General features: G+C 41.0%; 21 protein-coding genes. 1 reads left to right on the plus strand and 20 read right to left on the minus strand.

Annotation, left to right across the window (positions count from 1 at the left end; genetic code table 11):
• The first annotated feature begins 99 nt into the window (after positions 1-99).
• Positions 100-1,587 (plus strand): D-alanyl-D-alanine carboxypeptidase/D-alanyl-D-alanine endopeptidase, encoded by a 1,488-nt coding sequence (dacB, locus tag Q4550_RS02690; protein ID WP_303530164.1) that lies wholly within the window; start codon positions 100-102, stop codon positions 1,585-1,587.
• A gap of 222 nt (positions 1,588-1,809) precedes the next feature.
• On the opposite strand, the gene Q4550_RS02695 is transcribed toward dacB, so the two are convergent.
• From Q4550_RS02695 to Q4550_RS02790, 20 genes are all read right to left on the minus strand, one after another.
• Positions 1,810-2,868 carry a galactitol-1-phosphate 5-dehydrogenase gene (locus Q4550_RS02695; protein ID WP_303530165.1) on the minus strand — a complete coding sequence of 353 codons (1,059 nt, stop codon included), beginning with the start codon at positions 2,866-2,868 and terminating at the stop codon, positions 1,810-1,812.
• A 40-nt stretch (positions 2,869-2,908) separates the two neighbouring features.
• Positions 2,909-3,058, minus strand: coding sequence for a hypothetical protein (locus Q4550_RS02700; RefSeq protein WP_283152829.1), 150 nt, complete (start codon positions 3,056-3,058; stop codon positions 2,909-2,911).
• Between the two features lie 69 nt (positions 3,059-3,127).
• Complete coding sequence (locus Q4550_RS02705; protein ID WP_303530166.1) at positions 3,128-4,159, minus strand: zinc-binding dehydrogenase; 1,032 nt, start codon at positions 4,157-4,159, stop codon at positions 3,128-3,130.
• Between the two features lie 47 nt (positions 4,160-4,206).
• Positions 4,207-5,466, minus strand: coding sequence for a galactitol-specific PTS transporter subunit IIC (locus Q4550_RS02710; protein ID WP_303530167.1), 1,260 nt, complete (start codon positions 5,464-5,466; stop codon positions 4,207-4,209).
• Between the two features lie 76 nt (positions 5,467-5,542).
• Positions 5,543-5,827, minus strand: a complete 285-nt coding sequence (locus Q4550_RS02715) for a PTS sugar transporter subunit IIB (protein WP_303530168.1) — start codon at positions 5,825-5,827, stop codon at positions 5,543-5,545.
• Positions 5,824-6,315 (minus strand): PTS sugar transporter subunit IIA, encoded by a 492-nt coding sequence (locus Q4550_RS02720; protein ID WP_303530169.1) that lies wholly within the window; start codon positions 6,313-6,315, stop codon positions 5,824-5,826. The genes Q4550_RS02715 and Q4550_RS02720 overlap by 4 nt, the downstream gene beginning before the upstream one ends.
• A gap of 35 nt (positions 6,316-6,350) precedes the next feature.
• Positions 6,351-8,411 carry a BglG family transcription antiterminator gene (locus tag Q4550_RS02725; protein ID WP_303530171.1) on the minus strand — a complete coding sequence of 687 codons (2,061 nt, stop codon included), beginning with the start codon at positions 8,409-8,411 and terminating at the stop codon, positions 6,351-6,353.
• A gap of 337 nt (positions 8,412-8,748) precedes the next feature.
• Positions 8,749-9,255, minus strand: a complete 507-nt coding sequence (locus Q4550_RS02730) for a GNAT family N-acetyltransferase (RefSeq protein WP_303530173.1) — start codon at positions 9,253-9,255, stop codon at positions 8,749-8,751.
• 37 nt (positions 9,256-9,292) lie between these two features.
• The gene (locus tag Q4550_RS02735; protein ID WP_303530175.1) at positions 9,293-9,673 is read right to left on the minus strand and encodes a hypothetical protein; all 381 of its coding nucleotides are present in this window, start codon (positions 9,671-9,673) and stop codon (positions 9,293-9,295) included.
• A 536-nt stretch (positions 9,674-10,209) separates the two neighbouring features.
• Entirely contained in the window at positions 10,210-10,404 is a 195-nt protein-coding gene (locus Q4550_RS02740; protein WP_226616210.1) for a hypothetical protein, read from the minus strand.
• Positions 10,405-10,577: 173 nt separating this feature from the next.
• Positions 10,578-11,330: a putative hydro-lyase gene (locus tag Q4550_RS02745; RefSeq protein ID WP_306558319.1), complete on the minus strand. Its 753-nt coding sequence runs from the start codon at positions 11,328-11,330 to the stop codon at positions 10,578-10,580.
• Positions 11,331-11,343: 13 nt separating this feature from the next.
• Complete coding sequence (gene accC, locus Q4550_RS02750) at positions 11,344-12,690, minus strand: acetyl-CoA carboxylase biotin carboxylase subunit (RefSeq protein WP_303530180.1); 1,347 nt, start codon at positions 12,688-12,690, stop codon at positions 11,344-11,346.
• A 10-nt stretch (positions 12,691-12,700) separates the two neighbouring features.
• Entirely contained in the window at positions 12,701-13,174 is a 474-nt protein-coding gene (gene accB, locus Q4550_RS02755) for an acetyl-CoA carboxylase biotin carboxyl carrier protein (RefSeq protein ID WP_303530182.1), read from the minus strand.
• Positions 13,175-13,187: 13 nt separating this feature from the next.
• Positions 13,188-14,138, minus strand: coding sequence for a 5-oxoprolinase subunit C family protein (locus tag Q4550_RS02760; protein ID WP_303530183.1), 951 nt, complete (start codon positions 14,136-14,138; stop codon positions 13,188-13,190).
• Positions 14,131-14,904 carry a LamB/YcsF family protein gene (locus tag Q4550_RS02765; protein WP_303530184.1) on the minus strand — a complete coding sequence of 258 codons (774 nt, stop codon included), beginning with the start codon at positions 14,902-14,904 and terminating at the stop codon, positions 14,131-14,133. Before Q4550_RS02765 ends, Q4550_RS02760 begins: the two co-directional genes overlap by 8 nt.
• On the minus strand, positions 14,891-15,637 hold the full coding sequence (pxpB, locus tag Q4550_RS02770) for a 5-oxoprolinase subunit PxpB (RefSeq protein WP_303530185.1): 747 nt from the start codon (positions 15,635-15,637) through the stop codon (positions 14,891-14,893). The genes Q4550_RS02765 and pxpB overlap by 14 nt, the downstream gene beginning before the upstream one ends.
• Positions 15,638-15,655: 18 nt before the next feature.
• Positions 15,656-16,885, minus strand: a complete 1,230-nt coding sequence (locus Q4550_RS02775) for an NRAMP family divalent metal transporter (protein WP_371018118.1) — start codon at positions 16,883-16,885, stop codon at positions 15,656-15,658.
• Between the two features lie 137 nt (positions 16,886-17,022).
• Complete coding sequence (locus Q4550_RS02780; RefSeq protein ID WP_303530186.1) at positions 17,023-18,399, minus strand: sigma-54-dependent transcriptional regulator; 1,377 nt, start codon at positions 18,397-18,399, stop codon at positions 17,023-17,025.
• Positions 18,400-20,085: a sensor histidine kinase gene (locus Q4550_RS02785; protein WP_303530188.1), complete on the minus strand. Its 1,686-nt coding sequence runs from the start codon at positions 20,083-20,085 to the stop codon at positions 18,400-18,402. It lies immediately after the preceding gene.
• Complete coding sequence (locus Q4550_RS02790; protein WP_303530190.1) at positions 20,085-21,494, minus strand: sodium:solute symporter family protein; 1,410 nt, start codon at positions 21,492-21,494, stop codon at positions 20,085-20,087. The genes Q4550_RS02785 and Q4550_RS02790 overlap by 1 nt, the downstream gene beginning before the upstream one ends.
• Positions 21,495-21,639 lie beyond the last annotated feature (145 nt).

Genomic DNA, 21,639 nt, shown 5'->3' on the forward strand with positions numbered 1-21,639 from the left:
TAATTAAACGGAGGTGAACAAAATTAAGTAGAGTCCCTTCATCAATGTCTTTTAGTTGAAACTATATTTGATCATACTAAACAAAGAGGAGATGATGAATTGAAACAAACACTGAAAAGCTGCTTAATCATAACACTGCTGTTCCTCCTTATCTTCCCCCCTCTCACTTCTCATCAAGATGCAAGTGCAGATAAAACAAACAGTACTCTCTCAACAGAGTTAAATGAGATCCTATCAAATCAACTTCTAGATGGCGCAATCGCAGGGATAAGCGTCCGAGCAGCTAGTACAGGTGAATTAATCTATGAGAACTATGGTGAAACCCGGCTCACTCCTGCCTCTAATATGAAATTATTCACCGCCGGAGCTGCACTTGAAACACTTGGTCCAGACTACCGGTTTAGCACTGAACTGCTCACTGACGGAAAACTCAAAAACAATAACCTTAAAGGAAACATTTATCTAAAAGGAAAAGGAGACCCTACCCTTCTTAAAGAAGACTTTGATGAACTTGCACACTCTTTAAAAGAAAAAGGTGTACATAAGATACAAGGTAATCTTATAGGCGATAACAGCTGGTATGACGAAGAAGCTCTCTCACAGGATATGGTTTGGTCGGATGAAGACAACTATTATGGTGCCAAAGTTTCAGCATTAACAGCTTCACCAAACGAAGATTACGACGCGGGTACGATCATTGTTGAAGTTTATCCAGGAAAACAACCTGGCGATCAAGCTAATGTTCAACTTTCACCTTCTTCCGATGTCCTAAAAGTTGAAAACCGTGCCATAACAGTCAAAGCGGATAAAGAAGCCGAATTAACTATTTCACGAGAACATGGATCGAATACAATTTTAGTAGAAGGTGAAATTTCTGAAGATGTCTCACGTAAGCGTGAATGGATTGCGGTATGGGATCCCCCGCAATATGCACTTAGCTTAATGCATCAATCACTAAAAGAAGCTGGAATTAAATTCAAGGGTGACATCCAGCAAAGCAAAACACCTGAAGATGCGACTCTTCTCATTGAAAAGAAATCCATGTCATTATCGGAGCTTCTTATTCCATTTATGAAGCTAAGCAATAACGGTCATGCTGAAATATTAGTGAAAGAGATGGGGAAAGTGAAGAAAGATGAAGGCAGTTGGGAAGCTGGGTTGGAAGTTGTGACAGACTTTCTTCAAAAGCAAGGCCTTCACACCGACGATATGCGTCTGCGAGACGGTTCAGGTATCTCTCACGTTACATTAGTTAAACCAAATCAACTTTCCGAATTTCTATTTAACATCCAAAACGAAAGCTGGTTTGACCCCTTTTATCGTTCTCTTCCAATTGCAGGCGATTCAGATCGATCTGAGGGCGGTACACTACGATATCGTATGAGAGATACAGCTGCAGAACAGATCGTCCATGCCAAAACCGGATCATTAACCGGAGTCTCTTCCCTCTCAGGATATGTGGAAAAAGGGAACGGTCTCGTCTTTTCCATTTTACTGAATCAATTTGTTGAAGAAGATGGCATCAAGGACATTGAAGATGAAATCGCTATAGTGCTGGCAGAATACTCTACTGAAGGAAAAGAATAAGATTCACAGGAAAGCGTTCAGTTTGGAAATGCAAAAAAGAAAATTGAAGCACATGATGTCCCCAGGGTTTATGGAATGATCGATAACCACATACCAATCATTAAAAATATCTGAAATAACTCAGCATGGCATATTGCATTGATTGAAATTAAAAATGGATGACAATTCCCTCTATCCATTCGAGGTGATTGTCATCCATTTTATTTTAGAAAATAGGCTTCATTATTTTCTTTCCTTGTCAGGATAAAAGAGAACCTTCACATAGGCGTCTTTTCTGTTAATAATGTTATCAAAGGTTTCTGGTCCATCTTCAAGAGCTAACCTGTGTGAAATCATTGGTTTTACATTAATTCCACCCGTACTCATATAGTGAATTGAAGAACGCCATTCTTGCCCTGGGAATGGTGAGGAAATAGCATTCCAGGATCCTAGAACTCTTAATTCATTTCGAACTATCTTTTCAAAATAAAAACGCTCTATTTTGATATCTGCATAAGGAATACCCATGAACACAACCTCTCCACCTTTTTTTGGTAATGCAAATACCTGAGAAGAGGTAACTGGAGAACCTGCTGATTCGATAGCTAAATCAACGCCAATACCGTTCGTGTATGCCATAAGCTGTTCATGAGCAGGCTTTTCCAATGAATTAATAACGACATCTGCGCCTAATTCTTTTGCAATTTTGAGCTTAGCCATGTCGATGTCAATTGCATAGACTTTTTTTGCACCGAAGATTTTTGCCCATTGAACAGCTAATAATCCAATACTTCCGCATCCCATAACAGCGACATCAGCACCAGGCTTGATACTCGAACGATAGAAACCATGAGCTACGACCGAAGAAGGCTCAACTAGTGCTGCTGTATCGTAATCAACGTTATCTGGTATAGACAGAACATGCGATTTAGGTAATTTTACGAACTCCGCATAAGCACCAGGATGGCGTGCGCCAATCACAGTTAACTTAGCGCATCGGGATAAATCACCTTTTTGGCAGTTTTCACATTCTCCGCAATAGAAGGTCGGACACCCGACAACTCGATCTCCTACTTGAACGTGACTAACCTCCGAGCCAACCTTCGAAACTTCTCCTGCAAACTCATGACCAAAAGTCATACCAGGTACATACGGCCCTAGTTTCCTATACCTGGAAATGTCCGAGCCACATATACCAACTGCTTTCACCTTAATAATAACGTCTTCTTCATTCTCGATGATCGGTTCAGACAGGTTTTCAAATCGAATATCTTGCTCATTATACAAGTTGAGAGATTTCATCTTTACCCTTCTCTCTATTTTTTTATTATTAATCAATCGTTTATGCTGATTCATTTCCTGATCTTCGCCTGCTTAATTTATAGAAAGCCAAACAAACAATGACTGTATTAAAAGTCACTTGATGTTCAAAGTAGAAATCTCCGACAATACTAAATGGTCCGAGCATAAAGTCCAATAGTGCTTCCGTCATTCCTATCCCTCATTTCTTGATGAGCCCGCGCTCAATAAACTAAAATTTCAGTTTATTACCTCTGTATGATTAGCCGACTGGAGTCAATAACACTTTAATTGCTTCTCCACTTTTAATCACTTTATAAGCTTCTTCCCATTGAGTAATATCAAATTCGTGTGTGACTAAAGAGTTCGCTTTGACGCTTCCGTTATTAATTAACTCTAGAGACGGCTCCCAGTCAGCTGAATTCTGACTTCTACTTCCGATCACGCGAATTTCCTTTTGAATGATTTTTTCAAGATCAAATTGAACTTCAGGGTTAGCGAAAATACCAACTTGTGCATATTGTCCCTTCTTCCTCAAAAGATCCAACCCCTGTTTGGCTGCTGGAACAGCTCCAGAACATTCAAATACGACATCTGCACCGTACCCATCTGTAAGGCTATTAACCAGTTCTCGAATGTTGTCTTCTTGGATATTAACTACATAATCGATGCCTAGTTCTTTCGCTTTCTCCAAACGAACTTTGTCGTTCGTAAGGCCCGTAATTAGTACGATTGCTCCTCTACTTTTTGCCACCTGGGCCGTAAACAAACCAATCGGTCCTGGCCCCATTACAACGACTATATCGCCGTTAATGGTATTCGTTTTTGTCACAGCATGATGCGTACATGCGAGGGGTTCGGTCATAGCTGCTGACCTATAATCAACACTATCAGGGAGAATATGGACACTATCTTTGTGTGCAATTAAATAGTTAGCAAACCCACCATCTTGCTGGGTTCCTAACCCCTTACGATAATTGCATAAGTTATAGTCACCAGACTTACAATACTCACATTCACCACAAATATAAAAAGTAGTTTCGGAAGTAACTCGATCTCCAACGTTGAATTCTGTAACATTTGGTCCTACTTCAATCACTTCTCCAGAAAACTCATGTCCAAGCGTAACAGGGAACCGAACCTTATAATGCCCTTCATAAGTGTGAATATCTGATCCACAGATTCCAGCGTATTTCACTTCAATTTTCACTAAATCTTTCGCTACAGCGGGTTCTTCTTTTTCTTGAATGTCTAAATTCCCAAATCCAGGTGCTGTTTTCACTAGAGCTTTCATATACATTCCTCCTGGTCAATCTAGCATTTTAATTCGAGATCATAGAATTAATTAAACAAGCTAAACACTTTATAGATCAGCCAGTTGACTAAGTTACCACCTTGGTCGATACTAGAGATTTTGGTAGAGCCTTCAGGCATATTAAAATCAGCATTGATCGCCATTTGGGTAAACATCGGAGCGACGTCTGTTGCTATATAGAGCGAAATTCCGATCATAATCGTACCTACGATAACGGAATGAACAATATTTCCTCTTGCAGCGCCGACAATAAATGCCACTACGAACGGAATTGTAGCTAAGTCCCCAAAAGGTAATAGAGAGTTACCAGGGAGAATAACTGCTAAAGCAACGGTAACCGGTACAAGAATAAGAGCTGTCGAAATAACTGCAGGATGTCCCAGCGCTACTGCAGCATCAAGACCGATATGTATTTCTCTATCACCAAACCGTTTCGATAGCCATTCTCTTGCAGATTCCGAGACTGGCATTAGCCCTTCCATTAAGATCTTTACCATACGAGGCATCAAGACCATAACGGCTGCCATTGCCATACCGATTTCAATTACATCACCAACGCTATAGCCTGCTAGAATACCAATGACGGCACCTAGAAAAAGTCCAATAAAGATTGACTCTCCGAAAATACCAAAGCGTTTTTGGATCGTATCCGGATCTGCATTCCAGTTTTTCACGACTGGGGTTCTTTGTAATAGTTTCACTAAAAATATACCTGGTGCATAAGAAATTGTACTTCCTGTCGCGATCGACACTCCTGGTAGTTCAAAGAATTCACTAACCATAGGTGCTGTCCAGTCCGCAACTTTAAGTGCGATAACTTGGAATATGACTGCAGCAAGTAGACTTTGGATGATACTACCTGAGATGGCATATACCATTGCAGCCATGAAGGTATAGTGCCAGAAGTTCCAAATATCCACATTCATCGTCTTAGTTGTTTTCGTCACTAGCATGATCACGTTCACCAGTAAACCGAGCGGGATAATAAATGCCGCAACACCTGATGCCCAGGCAATAGATGAGGACGCTGGCCAACCGACATCAATCACGTTTAGTTCGACCCCTAATCGATCTACCATCCCCTGCGCTGCAGGTCCCAAATTATTCACAAGCAAATCGACTACTAAAAAGATCCCAACAAAAGCTACACCGATCGTTAAGCCTGACCGAAACGCTTTACCCGGTTTCTGGCCGAATAATAAACCTAGTAAGAAGATAGCTACTGGCAAGATAACGGTTGCACCTAAATCTAAAAAGCCTTGTACGATATTGACGAATCCTTCCATCAACTTTGCCTCCCAACATTATGAAACTAATCTACTTATCTTCTAATAAATGAAGTGAATTCATTTCACACCCACTCTACCTCTTAAGCTCTTCAAGAATTTTCTGTTTCGTGTCATCCGTTCCGATTCCAGTTAGGAATGAACGGGCATTAATGACTGGGAACGGATATTCTTTTTTCGTCATAGCCGTTGTCACAAGCAAATCTGCCGTGTCTACGTAACCACCCACTTCAGTGATTTTGATCTGAACAAGATCCACTTTTAGCTGATGTTCTTTTGCCATTTCTTCAATAGCTCCATTCACGATTGTTGATGTCGCAATACCTGCTCCACATGCTACTAATACTTGTTTCTTTTTCATTTTTTCTCATCTCCTTCAAGGGATTCAAATACTATTTTCGTTTTAATTATCTGTTTAATTGTTGTCTTATCCTTCTCCGTCACCAGATACTGTAACGTCTCTTCACTCTGAAATACCTGCATTAACTGTTGCAATAATGAAAGTTGTGAATGAGTTTCATCCATTGCAAGCATGAATACTAATTTCACAGGAGTCGTTTCACTGTCATCCCCCATCACTCCAAAATCTACTGTTTCATTCAACACACCCATACTTATCGTCTTTCGATTAACGTGATGGACGTCTGTATGGGGGATCGCAACTGATATACCAGCTGTTGGTAATCCAGTAGCAAATTCAATTTCTCTTGCGATAATGGCATCAATAAAGCTTTCCTTCACGAGATTTTTGTTCACCAGGTTCTGGCCCATTGTGGTTAGGACTTCTTCTTTTGCTGAACATTCTAGACCCAGAAGAATGACAGATTCATCAAAAAACAACTCACTCATCTCTTCACCTCATTAACTTTTTCAGATACAACGTTCTAATCTTTAGAATAGCTTTTGATTATTTCATGAATCTCCTCAACTGAATCAGAGTGAATCATTCGATTTCGATCAACTTCAGAACCAGCAAGCTTCATAAGTTGCATCAACGCATGGATATGTTTCTGCTTGTCTACGGCTGCGATGACAATAACCAGGTTGATTTTGTATTCCGAAGTAAAAGCTACTCCATTTTCTAATTTCAATAAACTCATTCCAACTTCGTTCACACCTTCATCAGGAGCTGCATGGGGGATTGCAACGTTTGAGCCTATAACGATATATGGATCCTCACTTGTCCGATGAAGCATCGCCTCTACGTATTTAGGTTCAATATGACCTTTCCGCATCAAAGGCTCTGAGCTAATTCGAATCGCTTCTTCCCATGAACCAACTGATTTTCTCTTCGTAATATACTCGGGGAGGATGAGTTCATGTAAATGACTATCCAGCTTTTTCACAGTGTGTTTCACTGAGGATTCTTCCTCGCGGTTGATATACGATTGTAGATCTCGGGTAAGCTCTTCTTCATTATTTATCACCGTATGATTTCTAATAATATCGATAAGATGGTTCACGTTTATATCGTTTGGAATGTAACCATATAGTTCTAACATGACTTGCTTTCGTAAACGATATTTCTCATCGCCGCCTAGAAAAGCTTTTGAGACAAACAACTTCTTTTCTGTTTCAAGAAATGTCGGTGAGAAGACAACATCGTAATCTAGATCGTACTCTTGAAACCCTCGTACTGATAATGAATCAAGAAATACAAATTCCGGAAATAACTCTCTTAACTCATTAAACATAAGTCCTGATACAGAGACACCTTGTGGACATACGACAATTGCTTTTGTTTTCTTCTCAATGCTATCGCCCTGTTTTCTCATCCATCCGCCAATTAACATTGTGATATACGCAGTTTCATTCTCAGGGGCTTTACTACCTATTAATTTTTCGAGTGGCCCAATACACCGTTTTATCAAATGATGTAATTCCTTGAATTCGTTACTCAAGGATTTATGAACCTCTATGGTGTCAGTAAGGTGGTATTTGATGCGATAATAGGCTGGTTTAATATGCTGTAATAAGTTATTTAGTAATTGCTCCTTGTTTTGAAAATAAATGCACGTACTCTTCTCAAAAAGCTGGAGCATCGTATCGATTGCAGGTACTAAGTCTGGAATCGTATCAGCTTCGGTTAGATATTCAGACCAATATACATTCGATGTTAATAAGTGCAGTGTACAAAACAATCTTTCTTCCACTGGTATTTCATCATTGGAATGACGGAATATTTCTTCTGTAGCCTGATATTCCTTTGTATTAGATAAATTTTCATATTTGATTGAAAATGATTGGAGTATCCGACCATGTTGAATTCGTTTTAGAATCAAAATGAAAACATATGGCATCGTACCGATCTTTTCATCCGTAAATTTCAAGTTCAATGTACTCTCAATCTTCTCAATTCGTTTCATAAACTCATCGACTTCACTTTCTTCAATCTGAGCTAAATTCTTCAAAATCACAGTTCCCCCGTGATATTGAAGCAACATATAAGTAACATTAATGAGTAGCTTACGAATTTGAAACTCTTTCCCTTCCAACACGTAACCGCTTTTCCTGGAATATCGAATAATCAAATGATAGTCATCTAGAAAAGATTGAACCTGCTTCATATCACTTAACACCGTATTCTTACTTACCGCTAGTTCGCTTGTAAAATGATTCAGTGAAAGCTCTTCCTCGTAACTTAACAGCATCAATATAATGAGATACACTCGTTGCTTCTCTGGTAGGACTGCGGTTGTTATAGAAGGTTCTTTCTCATCACCGGTAAGAGTCGTAAAAACCTCTTGATCAATGATGAAGTGCCCCTGTCTTGTTCGTTCGATTACCGGAAGGTCCTTAGTCATCAGCCATTCATTCACTTTGTTAACGCTGTAACCAAGCTGTCTACGAGTTAAGTTATATTTCTTCTCTAAAGCCATACTAGTGATCCTTGGATTACTAAATAATTCCTCCAAAATCAGCTTGCTTCTATCACTACTTGACAACTGTAGCCCCCCTTTCAATATTTATTGTAGCACCCATCACACACGTAATGATTACGCTTTCATCCCAAATTGTCGGACAGTTTATGTACAACGTCGTGATTTAAAAACGGTAATATTATGATCGTTGATAACATCCTATAAATTGATAATAAATGATAATTATATAATTTATTTCCAAGTACTGCTCTTAAGTTATTAGCCCGATTGTTCGTTTGTTTCTCTTTATTTACAATCAAGATAACTAAAAAAAAGAACTCCTTTAGGAGTTCCTTGACCTATATTTAAGGTTTTCATCCATAGCCTACTAAAATTGATAAGATTATCAGACTGTCTCTATTTATAGACTAGAAAATAATGAATTCAAATGGTACGTCCTCGCCATTTTACCCTCATGCTTTTCTCCAATTCGAATTTGAAATTTCTTCCCTTGCTGAAACCCAACCTTTTCAAGCACCCTTGCAGATCCTCTATTTTCAACAAGACAGACCGTTTCGAACATGGTGAAGCCAAGTTCTTTTTTCCCAAACTCGATCGCTTGCTCAGCTGCTTTTGTACCAATGCCCCGCTTCCAAAAAGGTGGTGCCACCCAATAATCGATCGCACCAACGCCCTCCCTTTCACGTCTGACTGAAATACTTCCAGCGAATTCACCATCAATGACGATGGCGAATGGGTAATGCTTTCCTGCTTTATGTTCTTCTGATACGATCGCAAACCACTCTTCTGCACCATTGGGAGGGTAGGGATCAGGAACATTTGTCATCCTAGAAACGGCTTCAGAGGAGACGTACTTTTGAATCAACGGAAGATCTTCTTTATTAACCAATCGAAGGGCAACATTCATTATGTATTCTCCTTTTAAAATAAATTTCAATGTTTATCTAATAAGATTTCTTTTTGAGAAACATCACATCACTAAACGCGATGCCCATCGCTAGTCCAAATGAGGTGAAAAATTCATATCCGGTTATCTCCGATGAAGTAAAATATGAGAACAATAGATTCATAACGCTTAGACCCGCAAACCATTTGAGAAATGTGCCTGCCCTCTCTTTTAATTCGTACTTGTTTAGCAGTCTCATTTTCCAAATAGTTAAAACTACAAAGTACAAAATAGAAAGAAAAAAAACACCTAAACACCCGAGCACAATTTCGCTTGAATACGCGTAGTCATCTCGCCAATAAATAAAGATCATCACTGTTCCTATACTGATCAATATGAGACAAAACATCACAACAGAAAGCCGATTAGATTTTGTCATTATAGTTAACACCTCCTCTTTCCATTTTTTCACTTATACGTTATTTTGTCATTGTAAAGTTATAAAATAAAAAAGCCATTCCTATTTTGGAAGTGGCTTTTCACTAAGATTTATTCTTTTGAAAATCGAAAGACAAAAGAACCTAGCGTCATTCCGATCAGACTTAAAAGCAATAGCTCAACGGATGCTAAGTACCATTCCCCGAGCAATACCACTTGCAACACGATACAGAAAAGCAGTGCCGCTCCCATAAGAAGAGAGAAGTGATAGGATTTGCTATGCTTCCTAGTAAAGCTGATTATCCACGCCGGAACATTGCCAAGCTCAAACAATACGATCGTAATAAGGGCAATCGCTACCCAATGTTGGAAAGGGAGAATCCGCTGCCATTCCGGTGGATAACTAGAAAAAATGCCCTAGATAGCTAACATATGACGCCTGTCGAAATGGCTCCGAGTGCTAATAATAGACTGTATAACCCAGCTATATCCCCAATTGATCTTCTCACCATTTCGTGCTCTCCCCTTTATCTAGAACTACATCATTTCAAAAAAAGTTCCATTCAATAGCAGCACAATATCTCCGATCAAACCGATACAGAAAAAAATAAAGTAGTAGCTTGCTTTCGTAATCGTTTTATTAAAAAGCTCTTGAAAGGCTTGAATAAATAGCTGCTCAAATTTAAACCAGCTTAAGATCCAACCAATAAGTAAGAAGCTAACAATTGTCATGCTTCACATCCCTCCCACTTTTGGCGAAACGTTCAATCGATCTCTTTCATTTAATCATATGATCTAAATAACCTACTCTCTCATAACGCAGATAATCTAAAAAAAGTTCAATCGCTAGTACAGCTTATTTACTGCGCTAACGAATCGAACTTCTTTCATCAAAATACTGGCTGCTATTCTTTTTGATCGGTAATGAGCATGTGTCCTGGCGCATGCGTGACCATCATCTCAGGCTTCACGTTTAACCCAACATATTGAGGTGTAACGCCACACGCCCAGAAAACCGGGATTCGCTCTTCTTCGTCAAAAGGGGTAAATTCCCCGTAATCCGGATTCTCTATGTTTTCAATTCCTATTTCTGATGGATGGCCCACATGAATCGGCGCTCCGTGCGCAAGCGGAAACTTCGATGTGATGCGTATCGTTTCATCGAGCTCTTCTTTCTTAATCGCTCTCATGCTTACAACCATCTCCCCATTGAAGCGACCCGCGTCTTCACAAGGAATCGTCGTTTGATACATCGGAACAACGCGGTTCATTTCCTGATGCAATAAGCTGATCCCTTTTTCAACGAGCGCTCGCTCAAACGTAAAGCTACACCCTAACAGAAATGTAACGAAATCATCTTGCCAGACGTCTTTTAAATCAAGTACTTCCCTTTCTAGCTCGCCATTTTTATAAATGCGATACTTCGGCAAATCTGTTCGAATATCAGCATCAGCGATACGCGGCGTAACCTGACCTGCCTCAAGAACATCCACGACAGGGCAAGGCTTTGGGTTGCGCTGACAAAATAGAAGAAACTCGAACGCATACTCGGCCGGAAGTGTAATCATATTTGCCTGTAAGTAACCATCACATTTACCTGAGGTCGTTCCACTATCTAGATTTTCACGATACTGCTGTCGCTGTGTATAGGGTTCCAACACGTCATCTCCTTTATAGCTCTTTATAGATCTCAAGAAACTTTGTATTAAAATCACCTTCAACGAACTTCTCATGCCTTAGTAATTTTTGATGAAAGGGAATCGTTGTTTTCACACCTTTGATCATAAATTCACTGAGTGCCCGCTTCATACGCTGCATCGCTTCCTCACGAGTAGCGCCATATGTAATAAGCTTCGCTACCATCGAATCATAGAACGGAGGAATCATGTAGCCTGGATATACGGCTGAATCAACTCTCACGCCAAAACCGCCTGGAGGTAAATACGTTTCTACTTTCCCAGGTGATGGCATAAAACCGTTCTCAGGATCTTCTGCATTGATCCGGCATTCGATTGACCATCCCTTCAAACTCACTTCATCCTGTGTGAGGGAAAGTCTTTCACCATCGGCCACTTTAATTTGTTCTTTAATCAAATCAACGCCAGTGACCATCTCTGTTACGGGATGCTCCACTTGAATTCTAGTGTTCATCTCCATGAAATAGTAGTTTCCATTAACGTCATAAATAAACTCCACCGTTCCTGCCCCAGCGTAGTTCACAGCTTTAGCTGCTCGAACAGCTGCATCTCCCATCGCTTCACGTATCGATTGATCTAAAGCAGGTGAAGGTGTTTCTTCAACGAGCTTCTGCATACGTCTTTGAATCGAGCAGTCTCGCTCACCGAGATGAATCACGTTACCATACAAATCTGCGATAATTTGAATTTCTATATGGCGAAAATCCTCAATGAACTTTTCAATATAGACACCCGGATTACCAAACGCTTTCTCTGCTTCCTGCTGCGTCATGTTAATCGCTTTAATCAGTTCTTCTTCCTCATGTACGACGCGAATTCCTTTGCCGCCACCGCCTGCTGTTGCTTTAATAATAATGGGATAGCCCATTTCATTCGCAAGCTCAAGCGCTTCTTCTTTCGTTTCAATAATGCCGTCTGAGCCAGGAACAACTGGAACACCTGCTTCTTCCATCGTCGCTCGCGCAACATCTTTCGTTCCCATGCGATTAATGGCTTCTTTACTAGGACCAATAAACGCAATGTCACAGTCTTCGCAGATCTCTGCAAAACTAGCATTTTCTGCAAGAAAACCGTACCCCGGATGAATAGCATCTACGCCGCTATTTACGGCAACCGTCATGATATTTCCAACATTTAAGTAGCTTTCACTTGAAGAAGTTGGGCCAATACAGTAGCTCTCATCTGCTAATTGAACATGAAGCGCATCTCGATCCGCCTCTGAATATACCGCTACAGCCGTAAGGTTTAGCTCGTGGCAGGCGCGAATAATGCGAACAGCGATCTCGCCTCGATTTGCAATTAGTACTTTCTGAATACCCATCTGATCCCTCCTATTCTGGCTTTACTAAGAATAGCGGTTGACCAAATTCAACAAGGTCACCATTCTCCACAAGAATTTCGATGATTTCTCCATTCACATCTGCTTGCACGTCATTGAACATCTTCATCGCTTCTAGTACACAAACAACGGTTTCTTCCTGAACGGCATCCCCTACTTGGATAAAGGCGGGATCATCAGGAGAAGGTGAAGAGTAGAACATCCCTACCATTGGGGAAGTAACAGTATGAGTGCTTTCTGAGATCTCTTCCTCGTCTGGACTCGGAATAACATTACCTTGACCGCGCTCCTCTACAGCCGTTGGTGTGATAGTAGCAGACTGCTCTTCTCTTTTAACTTGACCTTCTCCGTAAGGATTCTGGTTTTTCACTTTTACTACGAAGCTATCATGCTCATAATGAACCTCATCTACAGTTGAACCATCCACATATTTAATCATTTCAATAATTTCTTTTGAACTTAACATGTTGTATTCTCCTTTATCGACGGGGATTAGACACTTTACCTAACGTACGCATAAAACGATCATTCTCTTCATAAGCTTCTTGCGCTTCTTCTACAGTTACTTCACGAAAACGAATCGTACTACCTGGCATCGCTTGAGCGAGATATGGAATGTCACTTGAGATAACAGTCGCGATTCGTGTATAACCGCCGGTTGTCTGACGATCAGACATAAGAATGATTGGATCGCCACTAGCAGGCACCTGAATACCGCCAAGCGGAATCGCTTCAGAAATAATATCGGCCGAGCCCGCGTGCTCGATTTTCTCACCTTTCAAGCGAAAGCCCATTCGATCTGATTGCGGCGTCACTTCATAAGGTGTAGATAGAAAGGTATCGGTCCCTTTTTCAGTAAAAGCATGAGGGCCCATGACAACGCGTATATCGAGCTCTTTATGATAATCAGGAATTTCTTCCGGATGAAGGGCACGCCCGCTAACTCCTTTGATTTCTTCTGCACGACAGAGCACGTCACCTTTTTCAAGAGCTCGGCCTTCAATACCGCCAATCCCTGCTTTTAAATAGGTTGACTTACTACCCATAACGAATGGAACATCGTAGCCCCCTGCGACGCTGATATATGACCTTGCTCCTGAAAGCGGCTGCCCAAATTCAAGCTGATCCCCTTCTTTTACTTCGAAGCTCTTCCACATTTGCACCTTTTCACCGTTCACCTTTGGGGAAAGATTACCGCCACAGATTGCTATAACAGCCCGATTTAACACTTCTAATACAGGACCCATAACCGTTACTTCTAGAACCGCTTCATTCCCTTTGTTACCAACAAGAAAATTAGCAATTTTCATGGAAAAAGAATCCATAGCTCCTGATACAACAATGCCGTACTGCTGATATCCTTTTCGCCCATCGTCCTGAATGGTGGATAAAAGACCTGATTTTTTCACTTTAAATAGTGAGTTAGACACTGGCATTCACTCCAACACGTTTGATCTCTATTCCATTTTCCTCGATACGTTCTCTCAATTTCCGAACAAAAAGCAGCGCCTCAGGCTCATCTCCGTGCACGCAAATCGTATCAGCTTGAATACTAATATCGCTGCCATTGACGGCGGTTACTTTCCCTTCTGTTATCATGCGAATGATTCGTTCCACAGCTTCGTCCGCATCATGAATCATCGCATTCGGCTCCGTTCTTGGAGTCAACGTACCATCTTGTTGATACGTACGATCAGCGAAAACTTCTTCCGCAACGGTTAACCCGCATGCTCTTCCTGCCTTCACTAATTCGCTTCCTGCTAATCCGTATAAAACGAGGTCCGGGTTAACGGCATAGATAGCGTTTGCAATCGCTTTGGCAATAGCAGCGTCTTTCGATGCTTTGTTATAAAGCGCACCGTGAGGCTTCACGTGATAAACAGTGGCTTGATGGACATTCGCAACACCCTGAATGGCACCGACTTGATACGCGACGAGGTTATATACCTCATCAGGTGACACGTTCATATCTCGTCTGCCAAACCCTCCAAGATCAGGAAATCCCGGATGTGCACCAATGGATACCCCTAGAGACTTTGCTAACTCGACTGTTTTCATCATGACATTATGATCTCCCGCATGATAACCGCACGCGATATTGGCTGATGAAATAAAAGGAAGAACATTCTCATCATTGCCGATTTTGTACGCCCCAAAGCTTTCTCCTAAATCACTATTTAAATCAACTGACTTCATGATATCCCACCTTCTTCTCTTCGGTTTCAACAACATACTCTCCACGCCTAATCGCTTCTTTAATTTCTAGAAATTCTTTTTTACTAACAGAAACAAAACGTAAGTAATGTCCTGATTCTAATAAAATCGGAGACTCACTTGTCGGGTCATACAGCTTAACAGGCGTTTGTCCAATAAGCTGCCAGCCACCTGGTGACTCTAGCGGATAGACGCCCGTTTGAGCTCCAGCAATACCAACAGATCCAGGTTCTATCTCAGCACGTGGGTTTTCACGTCTTGGCGTTGCGATTTCTTCAGACATTCCTCCCAAATAAGGAAATCCAGGGACAAAGCCCATCATGTAAATGAGGTAATCTTTATCTGCGTGAATTGAGATGACTTCTTCTTTACTTAATCCGTTATGCTCCGCTACAAATTCTAAATCGGATCCTACTTCATCCCCATAATAGGTTGGGATGATATAAACAAGAGAAGCAGATTCTGCTTCTCTTCCATGTTGTTGTTCGTTCATTTCCTCAAGCTTTTCTTTCAGTGTACTGTAAGAAATTTTGCTTGGAAGATAATAGATCGTTAATGTTGTGTAAGCAGGCACCCATTCTTCCACTCCATTAATAGGGTGCTGCGCTAGTTCGTCTGCAAACATTCTTATTTTCTGATTCGTTTCTTCTGATATTTCGGTCCCAAATACAAGCTGAATGCCCGTATCACCTAGGGGATAATATTCAAGTTTCACACATGTTCCTCCTAACAATTAAGAAAAAAGCTGTGGCACTTTATCAATAAGCGTAACAATCGCTAAATAGGCTGTAATAAGGAAGACGAACCCCCCAAAGATCGTTAACCAAAGCGGATGCTTGTAATCTCCTACGATTGATTTCTTATAAGCAGCTACTAGCAGTGTTCCAAGAGCAACAGGTAAAATCAATCCGTTAAAGGCTCCAGCAAGGATCAGTAACAGAACCGGCTTTCCAATGAAGGTGAAAATGATCGTCGATACGGCAATAAATCCAATCGTTACTCCGGAATGATGACGATCCACTTTCTTCGATAGCGTTCTTAGGAATGATACAGATGTATACGCCGCACCAACGACTGACGTAATCCCCGCAGCCCAAAGAACAATACCAAACATTTTATAACCAATTGCCCCTGCAGCTTGTTGGAAAACAGAAGCAGGCGGGTTAGCTGGATCTAGTTTAAATCCTGTTGCAACAACACCTAACACCGCAAGGAATAGAAAGACGCGCATAATCGACGCAATTAAAATTCCTGAAACGGAACTTTTCGTCACCTGGTGGAGGTTTTCTTTACCTGAAATCCCCGCATCAAGCAAGCGATGTCCCCCTGCAAACGTAATATAACCGCCAACTGTTCCACCTACTAATGTAATAATCGCAAACACATCAATTTTATCTGGGGCAAATGTATGTGTAATCGCATCTCCGACTGGTGGATTACTTTGGAACGCCACGTACAATGTAAGTAAAATCATAATTCCACCGAGGATTCGCGCGATTTTATCCATCGCTACGCCAGCTTCCTTCGAAAGGAAAATCCCGATCGTAATCACGCCTGTAATCGCCGCACCGATACGTGGATCAATGCCAAACAAAACATTCATCCCAAGTCCGGCACCACCGACGTTCCCGATATTAAAGGCCAGTCCACCAAGCGCTACGGCGAAGGCAAGGAAATAGCCAAGTCCAGGGACAACCATATTGGCAATGTCCTGTCCTTTCTTCTTAGAGACAGCAATGATTCGCCAAATATTAGCTTGTACACCAATATCTAAAATAATGGACATTAGAATAACAAATCCAAAGCTTGCTAGAAGTTGTTCGGTAAAGACAGCCGTCTGGGTTAGAAAACCTGGTCCAATAGCTGATGAACCCATTAAGAAAGCCGCGCCAAGAATAACGCCCCACTTGCTTTTCGTTGGACGATTCTCTATTGATAATGGTTCTTTATTTTTCGAAGCCATCAAATTCCCCCTTTTTTATATGATTCATCCGTTACATGAATCGATGCATTTTTCTCTTATCTCTACGATATCACGTAATTTTCAGATAATTTTATAAGATTCCGCACAAAAAAACCGCCCATATCGGGCGATTTCGCTCATGTTATATCATATTTATCGATTCGACGCTGTAGAGCATACCGACTGATGCCTAGCAGCTTACTTGCCTGCGTTATATTCCACTTCGCATCTTGAATCGCTTTCTCAATATATTTCTTTTCGATTGATTCAATATGATCTTCTAATGAAAAATCTCGATCGAAGACGACCTCTTCAATTGATTTCGATCCTTCTACTTGTCCTTCAACTGGGTTCAAGAAGTCAAAATGATGAGCGGCAAGCTCATCTTCTCGATGTAAAATGGCAATGCGCTCGATCGTATTTTTGAGCTCTCTAACATTCCCCGGCCAATCATAGTTCAACAGTCGCTTTTTCGCATCCGCTCGGAGCATTGGCGTTTCTTTCCTCATTTGCTGACAAAATTCATTTAGGAAATAGTCTGTTAGCATGACAATATCATTCTCACGTTCACGTAAGGGAGGTAGCTTCACCGGTACGACGTTCAATCGATAATAAAGATCGGACCTGAACTCCTTCTCTTGTATCATTTTTTCAAGGGAACGGTTCGTTGCGGCAATCACACGAACATCCATTTCAATATCGTGCACACTGCCAATTCGCTTAATCTTCTTATCTTCTAAAAAGCGCAAAAGCTTTACCTGAATATCGAGTGATAAATCACCGATTTCATCAAGAAATAGTGTTCCGCCATCTGCCCATTCCATTAACCCGATCTTCGGTTGAGATTGATCTGGTGCACTATTTTTTTCTCGACCGAAAAGTTCCATTTCAATGAGATCTGAAGGTATACTCGCACAGTTCACCGCAACAAACGGTCCTTCATGACGATGACTTTGTTGATGAATGCTTCTTGCCACAAGCTCCTTGCCTGTCCCGGTCTCTCCTCTAACGAGCACGGTCGTATCATTGCTTTCTGCAATAAGAGAAATTTTGTCTTTCAACTCATTCATTTGGTCACTTTCGCCGATCATTCGAACGAGCTTGGTTCTTCTCTCCTCTTCTCTATATCGCTCTACTTCTTTTTCAAGATGGTGCTGCTTCATCCATTTTTCCAGGGTGATTTTCAGTTCTTCGAGCTCAAAAGGTTTTGTTAAATAATCAAAAGCTCCTTCTTTGATCGCACGAACGGCCGTCTTTGCATCACCATACGCCGTCAGCATCATCACAGCCATTTCGGGGTAATGCTCTTTCCACTTGTTCAGGGAATCAAGACCATTCCCATCAGGTAAGCGAATATCTAATAGCAGCACTTGAGGACTAAATTCATCCACTAGCGTCCAGCCTTCTTCAAGCGTTGAGGCGACTCGCACTTCATAACCTTCATCTTCAAGAAACATCTGGAGTGTAAGACGAAGCGTTGTTTCGTCGTCAATAATCCCTACTTTCACAGCCATCTAAACCTCCCCCTTCCTCGTTGGAAATGTGATAAAGAACGTCGTGCCTTTTCCAAGGGTACTTCTTACATCCATTTCCCCGTTATTCTGAACGACTAGCTGATGGACGATCGACAAACCAAGCCCTGTTCCTTCAGAACGAGTAGTAAAGAATGGATCAAAGATCTTCTCCATCACAGAATCTTCCATACCTACGCCATTATCTGACACCGTCATCGTTACATTCGCTCCGCTCTTGTAACTTGAAAGCATCAGTTTGCCGCCATCAGGCATAGCGTTGATACCATTTAGAATTAAATTCAATAGAATTTGACGAACATGATCGCGGTCTACGATGATTTCATCTTCGTTTCGTTCAATCTCTAGCGTGACATTCTTTTCGCTCGCCATTGTCTTCATCAGTAAGACAAGTGAATGAAACGTATCATCTACATGAATGACAGAAGGATTCGTGTCCATTGGCCTTGAGAATTGGAGAATATTCGTGATGATTTTATTCACACGATCAATATCCAACATCATGTTCTCTGTCAACGCAAGCTGATCTTCTGACAACTCAAGTCTTCGTGTTAATAGCTCTGTCGTCGTTTTAATGCCAGCTAGTGGATTCCGAATTTCATGAGCAATTCCGGATGCCATTTCACCTAATGAAGCAAGGCGAGACATTCGCTCCACGCGCTGCTCTAATTTTCTTCTATGTGTAATGTCTTCAAATGTAATAATGGACCGCTGCTTTTCTGTTGTGTTTAAGACTTTATAACTCACCGCATAGAACACTTTCTCTTCATGTCGTTTATGATTCCAAATTTCTTCACTTCTTTTTTTCGTTTCGTGAATCGTTAATTTCTCAAACCGCTCTCTTAAAAGAGGGTCTTCTTTCATCATCGTCTGAGCCGCTTCATTGTAGACAGAGCTAGCTCCTTCTATAACAAGAACGATGCCTACGTGAACACTATCCAAAATCGTTTCATTCAACTTCTTTATTTTCTCAATTTGGACATTTCTTTCATCAAGTGTTTGCACCATTTCTTTTAAAGAGGTTGAAAGCACGCCAATTTCATCTTTACGATTTTCTTTCATATGAAGATCGTCCTCTCTCTCTCCAAGAGCAATCCTTTTGCAAAAAGCAGCAAGGTTTTTGATTGGTTTTGAAAGATGATAAGAAAGAATAATCGTAAACTGAACGGCAATCACACCTGTAAAAATGCTAATTAACAGCGTATATTTTTGAATATTCGGGAGTGATCCGGAATAGAAAGAGAATGTTAGCGGATGATAAAGTGTCCAGTTCCACTGCTCTAGCTGCTCTGTTAGCACGGTGTTTTCTGTCCATAAATTGGAGTTAGCTTCTCCATTGTACCAATCTATTTCATTAGGTTGAACGACTTCCCCCTCTGAAGATAGGGTGCCATCCTCTTCTTCTATATACAAACCTTTCGTTTCATTTATCATGATTTTGATCAATGACTTCGCATCTTCTTCACTCATACTTCCGTTCTGAACACGTTCATCCAGCTTATCCGCATAGCGATTAAGACTAATCAACTGTTCTTGAGCTGTTGCCTGTTTTAATTGTTTCTCAGACTGATAGCTCGACCACATCGATACAGCACCAATGATAAAGATCGGTAGCAGAACGATAATTAAGAAAGGGACTAATATTTTACGTTCAATAGAATGACGCATTAGGAAGATCTACCCCCTTTCCAAAAGAAGAAAAGTCCTGCTATTGCAAGGGATGGGAGAACGGGATGATAAGTTGACTGAACCTCCTGTGGAATAAGAAGAAAGGCAATAAGATAGGTGATTAAGCCTCCGAAAGATGAACGAAGGGCATTTCGTTTCGCCACTTTCGTGTACAGGCCCCCGTATAAAGGGAAAAACAACGAAACGGCAATGATCCCCCATATATGTCCGCTAAATGGAACGATTCCCTCTGGTGGAGTAAATGCGATAATGAGAGAAAACGTCGCAAAAATGAAAATCATCCAGCGTGTCCATGAAATCACCTTTAGATCAATCGCTTTTTTCTTGCGGATCGGAAGCGTGATATCATACACAAAGCTCGTCGCCATTATAAGGAGCTGAGAATTAGCCGTAGAAATAGCAGCAGCGACAACGCTAATAAGCAGAACCCCCTTCAGAGGCGTTTGGAGTAAATACGTAATAATAAAAGGATAAATTTCATCTGTGCTACTAAACGAAACGTTAGGATCCAATACTCTTGAGCCTATACCTATTACAAAAATAGAAAAATAGATTAGAACTAAAAAGACCGTACTCGTGATAACCATACTTAACGCTACTTCTTTCGATCGAGACGAAAGAATCCGAACAGCATATTGAGGATTTGCCGCAACGCCAATGCCGAGTGATAAGAACGCACTTACTAACGCCCAGAACGATAAGCCTCCCTCAGGAAACAGAGTCAAATAAGAATTACCGCTTCGGTCAGCAATGGTTGATAGCCCCGTCACAAATTCAGATAGCCCTCCTATTTCGCTCACAATAAATAGAGCCCCTAGCATCGTTCCAAACAGGATTAAACAGAAATGAAAAATATCCGTGCGTGCAACAGAGTGTAGCCCTCCAAACGTCGTGTAGAGAACAAAAATATAGATCAAAAACACACTTACCGTATAAGGCACTTCAAGCATTTGACTAACCACAATACCGAAGCCTCGGATTTGGATCACAACGTATAAGAGATAACTAACACTAAGAATAATCCCAACCCAAATTTGCAGTAGCTTTGAATCATAGCGTACTAAGAAAAACTCTGGAACCGTTACAACGTTATATGTATAGAGTTTTGTTGAAATAAAAAACAAGCCGATTAATCCAAGCAACCAGGCGATTGCCGTTGTCCAAATAACGGCCATTCCCCCTTCATAAATCAATCCCGGAAGACCAAGAAGCGATGCTGCACTAAACCAAGTCGCGCAGAAGGACGCAATACTCGGAAATAAAGGCAGATTTCTTCCCGCTAGAAAATACCCTTTCAGCTCATCTGTTTTATCGAAACCGTGTTTCCCAAAGATAAGAATAACAATGGTGTAGATGAGGAAAACACCTAGATAAAGTAATTCATCCATTTGGCTCCTCCCTTCAAACGTAGTAAATCTATGGATACCTTAGCGTAAAATGGCTCATTCGTTTCAGGTTTCATTATATACAACATAACGTTGAGACACCAGAAACGAAGGAGTGATGGGGTTCGAACTACAAAAAAGGCCGCTA

Source organism: Anaerobacillus sp. 1_MG-2023, from assembly GCF_030547345.1.
In the GTDB taxonomy this organism is placed as follows: Bacteria; Bacillota; Bacilli; order Bacillales; family Guptibacillaceae; genus Guptibacillus; species Guptibacillus hwajinpoensis_B.

Excerpts from the sequence above, each read along its gene's own strand:
- Q4550_RS02735 (WP_303530175.1), bottom strand. The coding sequence starts at position 9,673 with ATGACAAAATCTAATCGGCTTTCTGTTGTGATGTTTTGTCTCATATTG.
- Q4550_RS02695 (WP_303530165.1), bottom strand. The coding sequence starts at position 2,868 with ATGAAATCTCTCAACTTGTATAATGAGCAAGATATTCGATTTGAAAAC.
- Q4550_RS02720 (WP_303530169.1), bottom strand. The coding sequence starts at position 6,315 with ATGAGTGAGTTGTTTTTTGATGAATCTGTCATTCTTCTGGGTCTAGAA.
- Q4550_RS02740 (WP_226616210.1), bottom strand. The coding sequence starts at position 10,404 with ATGACAATTGTTAGCTTCTTACTTATTGGTTGGATCTTAAGCTGGTTT.
- Q4550_RS02765 (WP_303530184.1), bottom strand. The coding sequence starts at position 14,904 with ATGAAGTCAGTTGATTTAAATAGTGATTTAGGAGAAAGCTTTGGGGCG.
- Q4550_RS02710 (WP_303530167.1), bottom strand. The coding sequence starts at position 5,466 with ATGGAAGGATTCGTCAATATCGTACAAGGCTTTTTAGATTTAGGTGCA.
- Q4550_RS02715 (WP_303530168.1), bottom strand. The coding sequence starts at position 5,827 with ATGAAAAAGAAACAAGTATTAGTAGCATGTGGAGCAGGTATTGCGACA.
- accC (WP_303530180.1), bottom strand. The coding sequence starts at position 12,690 with ATGGGTATTCAGAAAGTACTAATTGCAAATCGAGGCGAGATCGCTGTT.
- Q4550_RS02705 (WP_303530166.1), bottom strand. The coding sequence starts at position 4,159 with ATGAAAGCTCTAGTGAAAACAGCACCTGGATTTGGGAATTTAGACATT.
- Q4550_RS02730 (WP_303530173.1), bottom strand. The coding sequence starts at position 9,255 with ATGAATGTTGCCCTTCGATTGGTTAATAAAGAAGATCTTCCGTTGATT.
- Q4550_RS02785 (WP_303530188.1), bottom strand. The coding sequence starts at position 20,085 with ATGCGTCATTCTATTGAACGTAAAATATTAGTCCCTTTCTTAATTATC.
- accB (WP_303530182.1), bottom strand. The coding sequence starts at position 13,174 with ATGTTAAGTTCAAAAGAAATTATTGAAATGATTAAATATGTGGATGGT.
- Q4550_RS02700 (WP_283152829.1), bottom strand. The coding sequence starts at position 3,058 with ATGACGGAAGCACTATTGGACTTTATGCTCGGACCATTTAGTATTGTC.
- Q4550_RS02780 (WP_303530186.1), bottom strand. The coding sequence starts at position 18,399 with ATGGCTGTGAAAGTAGGGATTATTGACGACGAAACAACGCTTCGTCTT.
- Q4550_RS02775 (WP_371018118.1), bottom strand. The coding sequence starts at position 16,885 with ATGGCTTCGAAAAATAAAGAACCATTATCAATAGAGAATCGTCCAACG.
- Q4550_RS02790 (WP_303530190.1), bottom strand. The coding sequence starts at position 21,494 with ATGGATGAATTACTTTATCTAGGTGTTTTCCTCATCTACACCATTGTT.